The organism is Micromonospora hortensis (genome assembly GCF_022230935.1).
Lineage (GTDB): Bacteria > Actinomycetota > Actinomycetes > Mycobacteriales > Micromonosporaceae > Micromonospora > Micromonospora hortensis.
This window is the reverse complement of record NZ_JAKKFE010000012.1, coordinates 371,184-387,451: the sequence shown is the minus strand read 5'-3', so window position 1 is coordinate 387,451 and position 16,268 is coordinate 371,184. Positions and strand designations below refer to the sequence as shown.

General features: G+C 68.5%; 16 protein-coding genes. 10 read left to right on the top strand and 6 right to left on the bottom strand.

Annotated elements, in window-relative coordinates; all coding sequences use genetic code 11:
* Positions 1 to 25 precede the first annotated feature (25 nt).
* The 3 genes from sigJ to NIE111_RS10335 form a co-directional block, all read right to left on the bottom strand.
* Positions 26 to 910, bottom strand: a complete 885-nt coding sequence (gene sigJ / locus NIE111_RS10345; protein WP_238684169.1) for an RNA polymerase sigma factor SigJ — start codon at positions 908 to 910, stop codon at positions 26 to 28.
* Between the two features lie 97 nt (positions 911 to 1,007).
* Positions 1,008 to 1,307: a hypothetical protein gene (locus NIE111_RS10340; protein WP_238684168.1), complete on the bottom strand. Its 300-nt coding sequence runs from the start codon at positions 1,305 to 1,307 to the stop codon at positions 1,008 to 1,010.
* Between the two features lie 29 nt (positions 1,308 to 1,336).
* Positions 1,337 to 1,771 (bottom strand): hypothetical protein, encoded by a 435-nt coding sequence (locus NIE111_RS10335; RefSeq protein ID WP_238684167.1) that lies wholly within the window; start codon positions 1,769 to 1,771, stop codon positions 1,337 to 1,339.
* 174 nt (positions 1,772 to 1,945) lie between these two features.
* Here NIE111_RS10335 and NIE111_RS10330 point away from each other — a divergent pair, with 174 nt between their 5' ends.
* The 3 genes from NIE111_RS10330 (at position 1,946) to NIE111_RS10320 (ending at position 3,956) form a co-directional block, all read left to right on the top strand.
* The gene (locus NIE111_RS10330) at positions 1,946 to 2,557 is read left to right on the top strand and encodes a copper resistance CopC family protein (protein ID WP_238684166.1); all 612 of its coding nucleotides are present in this window, start codon (positions 1,946 to 1,948) and stop codon (positions 2,555 to 2,557) included.
* Between the two features lie 149 nt (positions 2,558 to 2,706).
* A complete protein-coding gene (locus NIE111_RS10325; RefSeq protein ID WP_238684165.1) occupies positions 2,707 to 3,474 on the top strand; it encodes an SDR family oxidoreductase in 768 nt (255 codons plus the stop codon).
* Positions 3,426 to 3,956, top strand: a complete 531-nt coding sequence (locus NIE111_RS10320) for a DUF1993 domain-containing protein (protein ID WP_238684164.1) — start codon at positions 3,426 to 3,428, stop codon at positions 3,954 to 3,956. The genes NIE111_RS10325 and NIE111_RS10320 overlap by 49 nt, the downstream gene beginning before the upstream one ends.
* Positions 3,957 to 4,070: 114 nt before the next feature.
* On the opposite strand, the gene NIE111_RS10315 is transcribed toward NIE111_RS10320, so the two are convergent.
* From NIE111_RS10315 to NIE111_RS10305, 3 genes are all read right to left on the bottom strand, one after another.
* Entirely contained in the window at positions 4,071 to 5,408 is a 1,338-nt protein-coding gene (locus NIE111_RS10315) for a poly(ethylene terephthalate) hydrolase family protein (RefSeq protein WP_238684163.1), read from the bottom strand.
* Positions 5,409 to 5,554: 146 nt separating this feature from the next.
* Positions 5,555 to 7,987: a non-reducing end alpha-L-arabinofuranosidase family hydrolase gene (locus NIE111_RS10310; RefSeq protein ID WP_372488302.1), complete on the bottom strand. Its 2,433-nt coding sequence runs from the start codon at positions 7,985 to 7,987 to the stop codon at positions 5,555 to 5,557.
* A gap of 558 nt (positions 7,988 to 8,545) precedes the next feature.
* Positions 8,546 to 9,529: a GNAT family N-acetyltransferase gene (locus NIE111_RS10305; protein ID WP_238684162.1), complete on the bottom strand. Its 984-nt coding sequence runs from the start codon at positions 9,527 to 9,529 to the stop codon at positions 8,546 to 8,548.
* Positions 9,530 to 9,815: 286 nt separating this feature from the next.
* On the opposite strand from NIE111_RS10305, the gene NIE111_RS10300 reads away from it, so the two are divergent.
* From NIE111_RS10300 to NIE111_RS10270, 7 genes are all read left to right on the top strand, one after another.
* On the top strand, positions 9,816 to 10,694 hold the full coding sequence (locus tag NIE111_RS10300; protein ID WP_238684161.1) for a hypothetical protein: 879 nt from the start codon (positions 9,816 to 9,818) through the stop codon (positions 10,692 to 10,694).
* Positions 10,687 to 11,187 (top strand): SigE family RNA polymerase sigma factor, encoded by a 501-nt coding sequence (locus NIE111_RS10295; RefSeq protein ID WP_112639157.1) that lies wholly within the window; start codon positions 10,687 to 10,689, stop codon positions 11,185 to 11,187. The genes NIE111_RS10300 and NIE111_RS10295 overlap by 8 nt, the downstream gene beginning before the upstream one ends.
* 233 nt (positions 11,188 to 11,420) lie before the next feature.
* Positions 11,421 to 12,035, top strand: a complete 615-nt coding sequence (locus tag NIE111_RS10290; protein WP_238684160.1) for a hypothetical protein — start codon at positions 11,421 to 11,423, stop codon at positions 12,033 to 12,035.
* Positions 12,028 to 12,951 carry a serine hydrolase gene (locus NIE111_RS10285; RefSeq protein WP_238684159.1) on the top strand — a complete coding sequence of 308 codons (924 nt, stop codon included), beginning with the start codon at positions 12,028 to 12,030 and terminating at the stop codon, positions 12,949 to 12,951. Before NIE111_RS10290 ends, NIE111_RS10285 begins: the two co-directional genes overlap by 8 nt.
* A 165-nt stretch (positions 12,952 to 13,116) precedes the next feature.
* A complete protein-coding gene (locus NIE111_RS10280) occupies positions 13,117 to 13,746 on the top strand; it encodes a fasciclin domain-containing protein (RefSeq protein ID WP_238684158.1) in 630 nt (209 codons plus the stop codon).
* Positions 13,747 to 13,748: 2 nt separating this feature from the next.
* Positions 13,749 to 15,329 carry a molybdopterin-dependent oxidoreductase gene (locus NIE111_RS10275; RefSeq protein WP_372488301.1) on the top strand — a complete coding sequence of 527 codons (1,581 nt, stop codon included), beginning with the start codon at positions 13,749 to 13,751 and terminating at the stop codon, positions 15,327 to 15,329.
* A 138-nt stretch (positions 15,330 to 15,467) separates the two neighbouring features.
* Complete coding sequence (locus tag NIE111_RS10270; protein WP_238684157.1) at positions 15,468 to 16,256, top strand: GVDTG sorting domain-containing protein; 789 nt, start codon at positions 15,468 to 15,470, stop codon at positions 16,254 to 16,256.
* The last annotated feature ends 12 nt before the right edge of the window (positions 16,257 to 16,268 follow it).

The window sequence follows — 16,268 nt, the reverse complement described above, 5'->3', positions numbered from 1 at the left end:
CGTCGCCAGGCGCCGGTGCCGACTGTCACCGCTGGAACTGGGCTAGTTTCTGCGGGTTGAGGACGATCAACACTCGTTCGATCCCGGCTGGTGAGGCGTCGATGGTGACCAGAGCGACAGTTGCCCCGGGCCGTGAGACGCGGATCGCGGCGTGGCCGTTGGACTCGACGATCTCCGGTGAGAGGTCGCGGCCGAACTTCCGGATCAGTCCCAGGATGTAACGCGCGACGTTGTCACGTCCGACGACGGGTAGCTGGGCGGCCCGGACGGTGCCGCCGCCGTCGGCGTAGGAGATGGCTGTTTCGGCGAGCAGTTCCTCGAGCTGGGCAAGCTCACCGGAGCGGGCCGCGGCGAGAAAGGCATACAGCAGGCGGTCGCGGTCGGCGTGGCCGACCGGTTCGCGCCGCTGCCGGGCCAGGTGCGTGCGGGCGCGGTGGCCGAGCTGTCGTGCGTACGCCTCGCTGACGTCGAGTACCTCGCCGATCCGCCGGAATGGGTAGTCGAACGCCTCCCGCAGCACGTACACCGCCCGCTCGGCCGGGGTGAGCCGTTCCAACAGGAGTAGCACGGCGAGTTCGAGTGACTCGTTGCGTTCAGCCTGAAGTGTCGGGTCGGCGGAGGTGTCGACGGGCTCGGGCAGCCACGGTCCGGGATACAGCTCGCGGCGGGCGCGGGCCGACGTCGCGGCGTTCAGGGCGAGCCGAGAAGTCGTCGTGACCATGAACCCGACCGGGTCCCGTACCTGGCTGCGTTCGGTCTGCTGCCACCGGAGCCAGGCTTCCTGCACGATGTCCTCCGCCTCGGCGACGCTGCCGAGCATCCGGTAGGCGATGCCGAAGAGCCGTGGACGGACCGCGTCGAACACCGCCAACGCGTCGACCAGTGCCCCGCCTTTTCCTTGCCCTGCCATGGCCGCCTCGTCGCCCCTATCCCTGAATTCGCACTGCCGCCGATATCGCTGCTGTCTGTTGAGCGCCAGCCACACAGGTACCCCTTGCGGGGCCGTACTACAGCACTTGAGCGGTGTTCTGGCCAGCGGCTTGGGTCGGCGACGATGTGAGCAGACCGATACAGACCTGCACGAGCCTGCCGACGAGCCAGGTAAAGGGACTGTCGATGCCATCCTGTTCGTCGTCCGGCATCGTGTACCAGACGGTGTACGTCGCTTGTACCGCGTGTTCAGCGACGTCGACTGAACCCAGCAGCTGGTACGCGAGGTTCTTGAGGAGGCGTCGTTCGGCGACGACGACGCAGAACGCGCTGGGTAGCGCGTTTGGCCGAAGTGGCCGGAGGGGTTCGGGAACCATCGGCTCTCCCAGTGGTTGACGCAGCAGGTTCAGTGGGCGGCCCGAGCCGAGGCGAGGTCGCGCCGAGCGGCCGAACGGTCGCGTAGCGCCGTCAGCAAGATGATCACCAGGCCGATGAGCGCCACGGCCGCGTTTGCGGTGGTGAGGAGGATCGCCTCACCTACTGTCGCCCCCTGCATGTTCGTGAGGTGATAGAAGAAATGAGGGAGCGCGAAGACCGAATAGGCAGCCGCGGCGGGGATGACGAAGTGGGCCTTGGGTTTGACCGCCGCGATGCCCAGCAGCAGGGCGATCGCCAGTGATGCCGTACCGAAGTCCCGCGCGTAGTGCTCGCTGAACGGCGGCGTGAGATCCACTGTCGGGAAGTTCGCGTAGAAGCTGGCCGGCCAGATCGCGTTCCAGGCCCCGACCACGAAATTGTCGAGAAACACGATTGCCAGTGCGATGCGGATGATGGCGGTCATGATCGTCGCTCCTTGCGCTGTACCGGTGGTGGGCGAGTGTCACCAGGTACGGACCGAGCAGGTCTCCGATTCGTGACACAGGGCCCCGGCCGCGGCCTCTGCTGTCACGAATCGGGGGGCCGCTCGGTCCTGTTCGCAGACGCCGCGGTCGTTCGCGGCGGAGGGGAGCACGCCATGAAGAGAAGCACTGCGGCTCGCGTGACCGACACGTCAGACACCGGTCGGGCGTCTCGCATTCGTCCTACCGTCAGATTGATTGTCACGGTGGCGCTCGCTGCCGGTTTCCCGCTGGCGGTCACGCCCGTGCCCGCGTTCGCGCACGGCGCGACGCATTCGATCACGCCGACCGCCGGTGCCAGGCTCGCGAAGGCCCCGCAGCGGGTCGAGGTGGTGTTCGCTGGCGAGATCACGTCCGACAGCAGTGTCACGGTGACGGACCACACGGGGACGGACTGGACAGGCGGTCGGCCGGTTGTCCAGGGGGCGACGCTGCGCCATCAGGTGAGAGCGGATATGCCTGACGGCTGGTACGAGATCAGTTGGCGAGCGACCTTCACCGACGGACACCCGGTGGCCGGCACCGCGGAGTTCACAGTGGGAGCGGCGGCTGCGGCGGCCGCAGCGGCGAATCCGCTTCGGGCCCGTCTCACGCACGGCGGCGTCGTCGCGTTGTACGCCGCCTCGGGTGTAGTGGTACTGGCTCTCCTCCTCGCGATCATGACGCTCTCCCGTGGTGTCTACGCCGCCAGCAAGCGCACCGACCCAGGCGAAGGTTCCACCCTTTAGGGCTATTGCGCGGTCTATGTCGTGAACAGGAAGTCTCGGAAAGGTAGAACGGTGACATCACAGCGGCTCATCCCCCTCTCACCCCGGCCCCGGGTCCGGGCCACCCGCCAGCGCGGCGTAACGGCGAACGCGGATCGGGAGGTAGCTCAGTGCGTATCGCGGTAGCCGGCGGGACCGGCGGCGTCGGACGTCTCGTCGTTCACGCCGTACGGTCCGCCGGCCACGAGCCGGTCATCCTCGCCCGCTCCACGGGCGTGGACCTGATCCGCGGTTCCGGGCTGGACGAGGCGCTGACCGGCGTGCCGGTCGTGATCGACGTCAGCAACGTGTCGACGATCAACCGGAAGAAGTCGGAAAGCTTCTTCGGCGCGGCGACGACGAACCTGCTCGCCGCAGGCCAGCGCGCCGGGGTGCGGCACCACGTCGCACTGTCGGTCGTCGGCGCCGACCGGGTCAATTGGGGTTACTACGCGGGCAAACGACGCCAGGAGAGCCTCGTCCTGGGCGGTGCGGTACCCGCGACGGTGCTCCGCTCGACGCAGTTCTACGAGTTGGCCGCGCAGATGCTCGCCACCATTCCCGGCCCGATCGCGGTGGTGCCCCAGATGCTCATGCAGCCGATCGCGGCCCACGACGTCGCCAACTGTCTCGTCGACCTCGCCCTGGCAGAACCGGCCGGCCGGGCGCCCGACATCGCCGGCCCGCAGCAGTTGCGCATGTCTGCCATGGCCCGCCGCCTGCTCCGCACCCGCGGGAGTCACCGCCTTGTCCTGCCCGTCCGACTTCCGGGAGCGACCGGTCGAGCCATGGCCGGAAACGGCCTGCTGCCCACCGGCCCCGGTCCGCGAGGCAGACAAACCTTCGACCAGTGGCTGGCGAGCCCGGCAGCGCGGAACGACGCTGGACGGACCCGGTGAACGAGGGCCGGTCACCCACCCCCGCCGCACCGCGGGCAACGTCAACAGAGGGGCGCGACACCGCGCTGACCGCGTTGATCCGGATCGCCCTGGCCGTCCTCTTCCTCGACGAACTCGTTGTCGGGTTCTGGAACCAGGTTTTCCCCGAAAGCTTCTACAACAACTTCCCGACCGTCAGCCTTACCCCGCCGTTCAGCGAGCACTACGCGCGAGACTTCGGCGGAGCCACCCTCGGCCTGGCCGTCGTCCTCGGCATAGCGCTCGTCGCACCTCGGGCCGTTTTCACCATCCCCGCCGCGGCGGCGTTCTCCACCTTCGCCATACCCCACTTCTTCTTCCACCTGACCCATCTGCACCACGCCACCCCTGGCGAGAAGGTGTTCCTCACAACCGCCAATGCCGTCGTCGCCCTGCTCGGTCTTCTCGTCATCGCCCTGACGCTGGTGCGAGACGCCGGGCGTCGCCGCACCTCGGCGACGTGATGCGGGCGGACCCGGCGCGACGCCGGGTCCGCCCGTTTCAGGTGTGCGGGATCTCGCCCTGCCGCTGGTCCATCCGCAGACCCCCGAACAGGTGCTGTGCGAACGCGGCCGCGATCAGCCTGCGAGCGGCGCGAGCCGGAACTGTTGGTTGGTTTGTCCGTGGCAGTCGTAGAGCTGGATCTGGGCTCCGTTGGCGGTGCTCCAGGCGTCGAGGCATCGTCCGGACTGGACGTTGCTGATGGTGCCGTTGGAGTTGACGTTCCACTGTTGGTTGGTCTGGCTGTGGCAGCTGTAGATCTGCACTGCGGCGCCGTTGCCGGTCCCGGCGGCGTCGAGGCACATGGTGCCGTACACCTGCAGTTGTTTGGTCGACGTGTAGGTCCATGCCTGGTTGGTCTGTTTGTTGCAGCCGTAGAGCTGGACCCGGGTGCCGTTGTTCCGTGAGGCGTTGGGTACGTCGACGCACCGGCCGGACTGCGTGCCGACGATCTCGCTGGCGGAGCCGGGCGGAACGGTCGGCGGATCGGTGGGGGTTGGCGGATCGGTCGGCGGATCGGTCGGCGTCGAGGGCAGCAACGGGCAGGTGCTGCGGTAGGTGACCACGCCACTGGAGTCCAGCAGGGGACAGAGGAACTGGCTGTACCGGGTGTCGTTGTCGATGAACATCTTGACGAACGGCAGCATGGTCCGGACCATCACCGGGTTCGACCGTCCGACCATGAAGCCATGATCCGCACCGGCGACCTCCAGGTAGACGCTCTCCGTCGTGGCCGGGAGGCTGTTGTACAGGCCGGTGGCGTAGGACGGGGTGACCACCGTGTCCGCCTGCCCAGAGAAGATCATGGTGGGCACCCGGTCGTTGGCCAGGTTCGACGACGGCGAGTACGGCGCGATGCCGACCACTGCCTTCAAGGACGAGCGTCGGGTGGCCGCACTCAGCGCGCCACCGCCGCCCATCGAGTGACCGGCGACCGCCAACCGGTTGGGGTCGACCCGGTCACGTACGGGACTCTGCTGCGTGAGGTAGTCCAGTGCGGCGAGCAGTTGGGTGCCTCGGGCAGTGTCGAAGTCGTTGCGGCTGTTTGTCTCGATGCCGATCACGACGAAGCCGTGCGACGCCAGCCACGGTCCCATCCAGGCCAGCTCGGCGGAGAACAACGCGGTGTAGCCCGGCGAGATCGCGATGGCCCCGAAAGTGCCCTGGCTGGTGTCGGTCGGGTAGTAGATCCGGCCGCCGTTGAAACCGTACCCGGTCGGGACGCTGACCGACGTGTTGGCGAAGGGGCCGTTCACGGCGGTGACGCTGGTCCGGGTGGGGTCCGGGCCCCGCTGGTACGGGTTGTCGGCGGCCGACGCCGATCCGGTCGCCACGGTGATGGTGAGCAACCCGACCGCGGCGGCGATCCCTGCCGCGGCGAGCTTGAACAGCCGTCCCCGAAGACGGGGGGACACTCGCTCGGTGTGGGTGTTGCCCGCGGGCGGGGGGTGGTGCCCGTGTCCTCGCACTATCGCTACCTCCTGGTGGTGGTGGTGGATGGGTGCGGGGCGGGCGGGCCCGGCGTGGTGCCGAGCCTGCCCGCCCCGGCGTTGTCCGGTCGTCAGCGTTGCAGCGTCAGCAGACCCGGCCGGTACGGCAGCAGGCCGTAGTCGCCGCCGGAGCTGGGAGAACGCCCCTGGTACAGCAGTTGCAGGTTGCAGGCGTCAACGGTCATGGTCTGATCGGCGTTGCTGCGGATCAGTTCGCCGTGACTGATGTCGTTGGTCCAGGTGGCGCCGCTGTTCGCCTTGCCGGCGAACGGGTTGCTCTCCGACGTGGCCTGCGGCGTCCACGTACCACCCAGGCTGGTGGCCGTGAAGGAACGGAAGTACCGGCCCTGCGAACCGATCGCCTCGACGATCATCAGGTATTTGTTCAGGCCCTGGAGCTTGTAGACCTGAACGGCCTCGAAGAGGTTGTTAGTGGTGTCGGTCATGATGGTCGTGTAGTTGGAGCCGAAGCTGCCCGGGAAGTTCCCGATGGGCATGCTGGCCCGGTAGATCCGGCCGTTGTCCCCGGCGAAGAACAGGTACATGTTCTGGTCGTCACCGATGAGCGCCTGGTCGATCGGACCGGTGCTGGAGTTGGAGATGCTGCCGCTGAACAGCGTCTGCGGCGACGACCACCCGTTCGGGTTGGTCGGGTCGCTGGAGGTCCGGTACGAGAAGGCCGGGCCGCCCCACTGGTAGGCCAGCACCCAGATGTTGCGCGGCGCGAAGTAGAACAGCGACGGTGCGACGGTCGCCGAGTTCATCGCGTTCTGGCTGGCCGAGCCCATCTGCGAGTAGTTGCTGAAGAGGCCGAAGTTCATCGAGCCCCACGTGGTGCCGGTGTCGTGGGTGGTGGCGTAGACGAGCTGCTGGCCGTTGTACGGCGCGACGGTGAAGTCCTTCAGCGACACCCACCCGGACCTCGGCTGCGCCAGCGCACCCGACGACGACCAGCGGTACGACGACGGAAGGTCACACGTGCCGCCGGTAGGCGGCGGCGTCGTCGGGGTCGGCGTCGGGGTCGAGCCGCCGCCCGAGGCGGCGAGCCGGAACTGCTGGTTGGTCTGTCCGTGGCAGTCGTAGAGCTGGATCTGGGCACCGTTGGCGGTGCTCCAGGCGTCCAGGCATCGTCCGGACTGCACATTGCTGATGGTGCCGTTGGAGTTGACGTTCCACTGCTGGTTGGTCTGGCTGTGACAGCTGTAGATCTGCACCGCCGCACCGTTGCCGGTCCCGGCGGCGTCGAGGCACATGTTCCCGTACACCTGTAGCTGTTTGCCCGAGGTGTAGGTCCATGCCTGGTTGGTCTGCTTGTTGCAGTCGTAGAGCTGCACCCGGGTGCCGTTGCTGGTCGAGGCGTTGGGCACATCGACACACCGGCCCGACTGCGTGCCGACGATCTCGCCGGCGGAGCCGGGCGGGTTGGTGGGCGGGTTGGTGGGTGGGTCGGTGGGCGGGTTGGTGGGGCCCGCGCTGTTCAGCGCCTCAAGGGTGGAGGTGTAGGCGGCCTTCTTGGTGCCGTTGCACTCGAAGAGCAGCGGAGTGCCGCCGGAGCGCCACGAGTCGCAGTCGCGCACCCCCCAGACGGTGAGCCCGTTGCAGCGCGCCACGGCAAGGCAGTCGTTGACCACACTGCGGTAGGTGTTGGCCTGCGTCGTGCCGGATCCCTCGATGTCCAACTCGGTGACCTGCACGTCCACCCCGAGGGCGGCGAAGCTGGACAGGGTGGTGCGGTAGTTGCTGTTGTACGGCGAGTTGGCGTTGAAGTGCGACTGGAAGCCGACGCAGTCGATCGGCACCCCACGAGACTTGAAGTCGCGCACCATGTTGTAAACGGCCTGCGTCTTGGCCCAGGTCCAGTTGTCGGTGTTGTAGTCGTTGTAGCAGAGCTTCGCGTTCGGGTCCGCCGCGTCGGCCGCGCGGAACGCCGCCTCGATCCAGTCGTTGCCGGTGCGCTGGAGGTTCGAGTTGCGGCGGGCGCCGCTGTTGCCGTCCTCGAACGCCTCGTTCACCACATCCCACGAGTCGATCTTGCCTCGGTAGTAGCTGGCCACCCGGGTGACGTGGTTCAGCATCGCGTTGCGCAGCGCGGTGCCCTCCATGCTCTGCATCCAGCCCGGCTGCTGCGAGTACCAGGCCAGGGTGTGGCCGCGGACCTTCCAACCCCGGGAGATGGCGTGGTTCACGATCCGGTCCGCGTTGCCGAAGGTGAAGTTGTTCTGCTGCGGCTCGGTCGCGTCGATCTTCATTTCGTTCTCGGGGGTGACGCTGTTGAACTCGCGGTTCAGGATCGTCGTGTAGGCGCTGTCGTTGAGTTTGTTGGCGGCGACGGCGGCACCGAAGTACCGGCCGGACTGCGCTGCGGCGGCACCGAGGGTCGTCTCGGCGGCCTGGGCCAGGTTGGGCAGCAGTGCCACGACTAGGGCCAGAATTATCGCGGCCGTTCCGGAAAATGTGAGCGTTCGCAGTCGGGTGCGCCCGATGGGACGGGTTCGGGGAACCATGCTGATCCTCCTGTGGTGGGGTAAGAGATTCCTGTCGCTGTTTCGTTGGGAGGTCCCACCGGATGGCGGCGGGCACGAGGGTGAGTCCGCCCGAGCGGGCCGGAGCCCAGGTCAGGCGTCAGGCCGGATGCGAGTCGGATCGGGATGCCTGGCCAGCGGATAGAGGGGCGGTGGCAAGTAGACCCGGTCGCCCGTCGGGGGTGGTTGCGGGCGTTGCGCTCTTTCGGTGGTGGACGTGGCACCTGGCCAGGTGGGTGGGCCCGACGGTCGCGTGGAGCGCCTCCAGTCCTAACGGATCTTGTTAACGTTCACACTTGTCGATGCCTCTCAGGCTGGCAGAAAATTCCAGAGTTTTCAACCGGTAGTTTCGGGCCTGTTACGAATCTGGGCGGCGGGATTGGAGGCCCGCGCACGGTGGCTGGTCGACCGGGCGTTGCGCGGTGGACCGGCTCGGAGGCGACAAGCTGGACGTACGCGTCGGCGGGCTCCACGCGCTGTGGCGAATGGCGGAACATTCCGCGTACGCGGCGCAGAGCGCGCGCCGACGAACCGCTTGGCTTACGGCTGCTCGTCGGCCTCGGGGGTGAGCTGCCGCATCAGCACCGCGAACCCTTGCCCCGACTCCACGAAACCCAGTTTCCGGTAGAGCGTCAGAGCGGGTTGATTGCTGTCGGTGACCTTGAGTCGTAGTTGTCTGACGCCGGCTGAGCTGGCGCGGTGCAGGACCCGCGAGATCATCGCAGTGGCCACGCCGCTGCGGCGCCAGGGTGCTCGGGTGCCCAGACAGTGCAGAATCGCCGTCGGTGTGTCGGTGCTGCCGTCGGCGAGCGCGAAGAGGAAGGCGGCCACCGGGTTGTCGCTTCGGTCGGCCTCGGCGAGCACCAGGCAGGAGAGGTCGGGCAGGAACCGCGGATGTCCGGTCGCGTGCTGGGGCCAGGTGCGCTGGTCTGGTCGAACCGCTGCCGGACTGTCGGCGTAGGCCTCATTGTGGGCCAACCGGGCCAGCTCGTCGTAGCGCTCGTCGACGGGTGTCAGCACCAGACCGGGCGGAAGCGCGGGAGCCGGCGGCTCATCAGGCACCGCCAGGACGAGGTCCCGTTCGTGTCGGACCAGCGCGAAGCCGCCATGGACCAGCCGCTCGCGGCCGGCCCGGTCGTTCTCGGCACACCGGATACCGAGGACGGCCTGTGCCGATCCCCGGTCATCCCGTAACTGCTTCGCCTGGTCGATGAGCCAGTGGTGCAGCTCTGCGCGGACGTCGTCGGCAAGGTCGGGATGAAACACGGTGGTCAGGCGAATCCGGAGCACGTCGTCAGCTGTTCCCATGTCGGCGACCTCGCCGTACGCGGCAACGCCGCCGGTGTCATCGCGGCCGACTCGGGTACGTCCGGCGCTGTCCGGCCCGAGAGTGGCCAGTCGATTTCTGACGTCCTCGGCGCGCTGCTCCAGGCCGATCGGGGCGACCCCCTCGGCGCGTTGGAAGAGTGCTGCCAGCGCTGCCGCCTCGGCTGGTGTGGCGCGACTCCAACCCGCGATCCTCATCGATGGTCATCTTATGGAACCGATTCGACGAGGGTCAATCGCACGGCCGGATCGCCGAAGAGCGTCGACCTAACCTCCTAGGACGGTCTGCGGGTTGTGCCTCACCGCTCACACAAGCGGAGCGTGACGCTACGAAGGTGGCCGCACACGTACTGAAAACACCGCGTTCCGCCGACGCGTTTGCGGAAAGTTCGCGCCGATATTCGGTAACCAAATCGGCGGGTCAACCCGTCAGGTCAGTGACGGATCGCCACCGGGGGCGGTCGGCCGAGGAGGAATACGGGACATGGGCGACGTGCGTGGGCGTTTCAGGGACGACCTGGCCCGACACCCTGCACCGCCGTTGGGTGACCTGGTCCAGCAGTCGGTTGCGCAGGGCCGCCGACTGCGCCGCCAGCGCCGCCGGGCCCAGTTCGGCGCCGGCGGATCGGCGTTGGCGGTGCTGCTCGTGATCGGCCTGGCCGCCGGGCCACTCGGCGTCGGAGCGGATGACGCCGGTCAGCCCGGCGGGGCGAACGTGAGCTTGCCGGGCGGATCGGTCGACCCCACCACGCCGTCCCCGGCTGGATCCTCCGGCGGTGCTCCGGCCGGGTTCGAAGCGGGCACTGAGAGAGACCCCTTTCGGCCAGCGCCGCCGACTTCCTCGACCACGGTGATCGACACTGTGAGGATCGGGGCAGGACCGGAGGGTGAACTGCTGACCACCACACCGCAGGGTGCCCTGGAACTGCTGACCAGGCTGCTGCCCAAGGGGAAGACCAGCGGTTACACGAGTCTGGAGAGCAGCGGGGCAGGCCCCGGCATGCCGTACGTCCAGCTCTACCTGGACCGAGGCGATGGACCGGGCATGCTGCGGCTCTCCATCTACCGGGACCGCCTCGGCGGCGACCCCGCCCCGGGAACGGTGGAGCTGACCGAAGTACCCGACAACTGCGTGCAGACCCAGACGGTCACCGTGCACCACCACGCCGGCCTCCAGGTCGATCTCATGATCTCCACCTGTCTGGTCTGGGACGCCAAGGGGACTTTGCCGGCACCGCCCGTCCTCTCCGTGAAGGAGGCGATCGAGGTCGCCGCGAACCCGAACTGGGGGACGACGCTGCCGGCCGAGTACGTCGTCAACGGGACCAAGAGGTTCCCGAAGCTGGCCCGGTCGAATGGCTGACGAAGACTTCGTGGAGTTCGCGCAGGCGACCGTTGGCCGCCTGCGCGACGCGGCGTTCCTGATGTGCCGCGACTGGCATCTCGCCCAGGACCTCACCCAGACGACGCTGGCCAAGGTGTACGCCAACTGGAGGCGGGTCCGCCGGGCCGACGACCCCCACGCGTACGCCCGCAAGATACTGCTGCGCTGCATGATCGACCAGCAACGGCGTCGCTCCAGCCGGGAGTTGGCGATGTCGGCGCCGCCGGAACGGGGCGAGGAACATCCGGCCGAGCTGCGCATGACGTTGCTGGACGCGGTCGCCACCTTGCCATTGCGGGACCGGGCGATCATCGTCCTGCGCTACTGGGACGACCTGAGCGTGGAGACAACCGCCGAGGTTGTGGGCGTCTCCACTGCCGTCGTCAAGAGCCAGAGCATGCGCTCCCTCAACCGCCTGCGTGAGTTGCTCGGCGAGACCCGTTCCGAGCTGTTCGCCGAGGAGCGCCATTGACCGGTCCCGCCTGCGGCCGGGGTGCGGCGGATCCCCGATGGGGTCGGACCGTCGGCCGGTAACCGTCGGGTCGGTGCCGCGGCGGCGACGAACGTGCCGCCGCGCGTCGTCGGCTGAGGCGCCACCCGCGGTGGCCAAGTACCTGCGTCTGGGGGAGGTTTTCGGTGTCCGTATCGAGTAGCAGGACGAGCTGGGGCCGGATTCGCGGCAGAGGCCGAGGTTCGGTCGCGGTCGTGCCGGCGGTCCTGTCGGCGTTGATGCTGATTGCCGCAGGGTGCCATCGGGGGGAGCCTGGTGTCGCCCCCGACGAGCTGCACACCGCAAACGCGGAACGGGGCGACCGGAGCCCGCTGCTGGGGGCGGGCGATCTGGGAGCGGACTGGCATGAGGACGAGGCGCGAACCGGTCTGGCGTCCTGGCCGTGGGAGCAGGACAGCTGCCCCAACTACAAGAGCAGCGACTACCTGGCCAAGTCGCATCGGCGCGCTGCCGTGCAGCGCTACTACCGGCCGTCTGACGGCTCGCCGCCGGCCCACCACGTCGTGGAGACGTACGAACCTGGGTGGGCCGAGCGGAATGTCGATGACGTCCGTCGGGTCCTCCTGCGGTGCGCCAGTTACCCGGTCCTCGGATCGCAGGTCTCGTTCGACGTCGTCGATCCGCACTATCTGGAGGGCACCGGCATGCTCGTTCGAGGTCGCATCGCGCATGCGGAGATCCCGAACACCATCACGTACTTCGTGATGCTGAAACGAGGCGAGACGGTCTCGACGATCCGCCTGCCCGATCCGGGCAGCCAGGCCGCGGTGGACGAGATCGCGGCGAGGGCGGTGGCCCGCCTTGGTTGAGCGGAAAGGGCGGCAGTTGCCGCGACGGTGGGTCGTCTCCGCGGTCGCCATGTCGCTGGCCGGCGTCGGGACGGCCGCCTTCGGTGCCACGCGCGGTGGCGACGGCGACGGAGTCGGACCATCGCACGGCCCATCGCCCACCAGCCCGATCCCCACGACGCCGGCCATCGACCGGATCGAGGAGGTGAGAACGCGCATCAAGGCCTACGTGCAGCGATACGACGGCCACCTGGCGGTCGCGGCACTGGATCGACAAGGAACTGCTGCGGTGACGGTCGGCGCCAAACGGTTCGAGACCGCCAGCATCGTCAAGGTCAACATCCTCGCGGCCCTTCTGCTGCGCCAGAACCCGCCGGGAAAGGCCCTGAGTTCTGACACCCGGCGGTTGGCCGAGGCCATGATCGTGTCCAGTGACAACGATGCGGCGGTCGCCCTGTGGCAGCGGATCGATGGCTCGCGCGGCCTCACCGCCGCGAACCGCGCGCTCGGTCTGCGTGAGACGAAGCCCAACTCGCAGTGGGGACTCACCACGACAACTGTCGCCGACCAACTCCGTCTGCTGACCGCGCTCACGTCACCGACGGGACCGCTGACCCCGCAGGACCGTACCTTCGTCATGGGCCTCATGAAGAAGGTGATCCCCGAGCAGCGGTGGGGAGTCACCGCCGCGCGGGAGCCGGGCAGCCGTTCCGCGTACGTCAAGAACGGCTGGGACACCGCTGATGTCGACGGCGGCCGCTGGCTGGTCAACAGCATCGGACGGATCGTCGAGGCCCGTCACGACTGGCTCATCGCCGTGCTCTCCGATCATCACGTGAGCCAGAAAGAGGGCATCCGCGTCGTCGAGAAGGCCGCCACGTACGTGCTCAAGGAGCTGCGTACCGCCACTGCGGGCGACGGGCTCTCGCAGGGGTAGGCCCCACGTCCGCTCGGGCCGACCATGGGTCCGTCGACCTGCCCCGACGGGGCGCTCGTCATCGGTGGCGGCAAACAATTCCCGATCTTGTACCCATCCGTCTGCGGGGCGGCCTCGAATGCCTCATGACAGCAGCAATCGAGTACAAGCATCTGAGGAGTTCGTATGAAGCGGCGCCTGTTTGCCACGGTCGGCGTAATCGCCGTGCTGGCCCTGTCCGCCTGCGGCGGTACCGACAGCGAGGACACCGCCAGCGGCGCGCCGAGCACGTCCGCCAGCGCACCGATGGCCTCGGCCTCGCCGTCGATGATGATGTCTGGTCAGTTCGGCTCGGGGTGCGCGGCGGTGCCGACCGACGCGTCCAACCCGGGAAGTTTCGAGGCGATGGCGAAGGTGCCGGTGGCCACCGCCGCGTCCGGCAATCCGCTGTTGTCGACGCTGGTGACGGCGGTGAAGAAGGCCAACCTGGTGGACTCGCTCAACGGCGCGCAGGGCGTCACGGTGTTCGCGCCGACCAACGACGCGTTCGCCAAGATCCCGAAGGCCGACCTGGACAAGGTTCTGGCCGACGACGCCATGCTGAAGAAGATCCTCACCTACCACGTGGTGACGACCCAGCTGTCCCCGGACACCCTGGCCGGCACCCACAAGACGTTGCAGGGCGACGACGTCACGGTGACCGGTAGTGGCACGTCGTTCTCCGTCGACGGCACCTCGATGGTGGTCTGCGGGAACGTCTCGACGGCCAACGCCACCGTGTACATCGTTGACAGTGTCCTGATGCCCAAGAGCTGAGGATGTCCACCACCATCGAGCCCCGACCGGCGACTCGCCGGTCGGGGCCGTCCCGAAGCATGACCGCCGCCCGCGGCCTCGTCGTCGGCGTGCTGAGCGCCGGGGTCACCCTCGGCGTGGCGCACCTCGTCGCGGCACTGGTCGATCCGGCCGCCGACCCGGTGCTGGCAGTCGGCAGTGTCGCTGTCGACCTGGCACCGCAACCGGTCAAGGCATTCGCCATCCGCACCTTCGGCGCCAACGACAAGGTCGCCCTGCTCGCTGGTGTCTACACCCTGCTGGCCCTGAGCGCGGTCCTGCTCGGCGCGGCGACGTTACGACGACGCCGGTACGGTCTGGCGGGCCTTGGCGCGTTCGCTGCCGTCGGTGTCGCCGCCGCCCTGTCCCGCCCGACGGCGACATACGTGGACGTCCTGCCGGTCCTGGCGGGCGCCGGCATCGGGACGGCAGCGATGCTGGTGATGGCGCGCGCCGCTGGGACGGTCCCGGTTCCTGGCTCGGGTCGGCCCCGGCTGCTCGACCGCCGCCAGTTCCTGGCCGCGGCGGCGGGGGCAGCGGTCACCGCCGGGACCACAGCAACCATCGGTCAGGCTGTCGGTCGTCGCAGCGCCGCAGGTGCCCGTTCCCGAGCGGCCGTTCGCATACCGCCGCCGGCGCGACCTGCGCCGCCGCTACCCGGCGGCGTCGCGGTTGGCGTGGACGGGGTCCCGGCGTTCCTCACCCCCAACCGGGACTTCTACCGCGTCGACACCGCCCTCACCGTCCCGCAGGTCGACGTGGAAACCTGGCGACTGACAGTGGATGGAGCGGTCGACCGGCCCCGTACCTGGACCTTCGATGACCTGCTCGCCCGTGGCCTGGTGGAGCGCGACATCACCCTCAACTGCGTCTCCAACGAGGTCGGCGGACCCTACATCGGCACCGCCCGTTGGACGGGGATCCCCCTGGCGCCGTTGCTCCGCGAGGCGGGCATCCGCGCCGGGCAGAACCAGCTCGTCAGCCGTTCCGTGGAGGGCATGACCATCGGCACTCCGCTCGAGGCGATCCTCGACGGCCGCGACGCGCTGTTGGCAGTGGCCATGAACGGCGAACCCCTGCCCCTGGAGCACGGCTTTCCCGTCCGCATGCTCGTCCCCGGTCTCTATGGCTACGTCGGTGCCTGCAAGTGGCTCACCTCCATGCGGGTGACCACCTTCGACGCGTTCGATCCTTACTGGGTGCAGCGCGGGTGGGCCGCCGAGGCGCCCGTCAAGACCGCATCCCGCATCGACACTCCGAAACCCTTCGCCAAACGGCGCGCCGGCCCGGTCATGATCGCCGGTGTCGCCTGGGCGCAACGGCGCGGGATCACCGCCGTCGAGGTGCAGATCGACGACGGGCCGTGGCGGCAGGCCCGCCTCGCCGACGGCCCATCGCCGGACCTGTGGCGGCAGTGGACCTACCGCTGGGACGCCACCTCCGGCAGTCACACACTGCGCGTACGGGCCACCGATGCCACCGGCGCCACCCAGACCGACGAACGGGCCGCGCCCTTCCCGGACGGCGCGACCGGCTGGCACAGCACCACCGTCACCATCACCTGACCTGGTGCGCCCGACGGGTCGCCGTCCGGGCCGGAAAAGAATCCGGGCCCGGACCAATCCGGTGGACGGGAGGCGACGAATCCCCCATGACAGCACCTGAGCATCGACGCCGTACCCAGGCGGAGACGGAGATTCGTTGTGAGATTGTCCCGAGCCCTGCTCGCCGTGCCCGCCGCCGCGCTGGTCCTCGCGTTTCCGGGCGTCGCGCACGCCGACGAGAGCGTGCAGGTCCAGTTGCAGGACCTCAACGAGACCGGCGCGACCGGTACCGCCACGTTGACTGCCACCAGCGGCGGTGACCTGAAGGTCATGATCCGCTCGAAGGGCATGACGCCGAACTCGCCGCACGCCCAGCACGTGCACGGCGCGGCGAACGGCATGGACTTCCACTGCCCGGACAAGTCCGCCGACGCCAACGGCAACGGCTACGTCAGCACCGAAGAGGGCCTCAAGATGTACGGGGACATCTTCATCTCGTTGACCACCACCGGAGACACGACAAAGGCCAGCGGCCTGGCGGTGGACCGGATGCCGACCGCCGACGCGAAGGGCAACCTCAGCTACGAGCGCACCATCCCCGCCGCGGACCTGCCCCAGGGCACGATCGCGCACCTGAAGGACCTGCACCTCGTGCAGCACGGCATCGACGCCAACAAGAACGGCAAATACGACATGGAAGCGCTCGGGGAGTCGATGTTCGCCAAGTCCGTGGGCGTCAACGGCATCCCCGCAGAGGCCACCGACCCCGCGACGTGCGGCATGGTCAGCGGCGCGGCCGCCGGCTCCGTACCCGCTGGGGGTGTCGCCACCGGCGACGGCAGCACCTCCGGCGGATCGCCGATGATGATCTACGCCGTGGGTGGCCTCGCGTTGCTCGGGGCCGCCGGTGCGGTCGTCGCGCGACGCCGGCTAGCCGGCGAGAGCTGAGCCGGCGGCGAT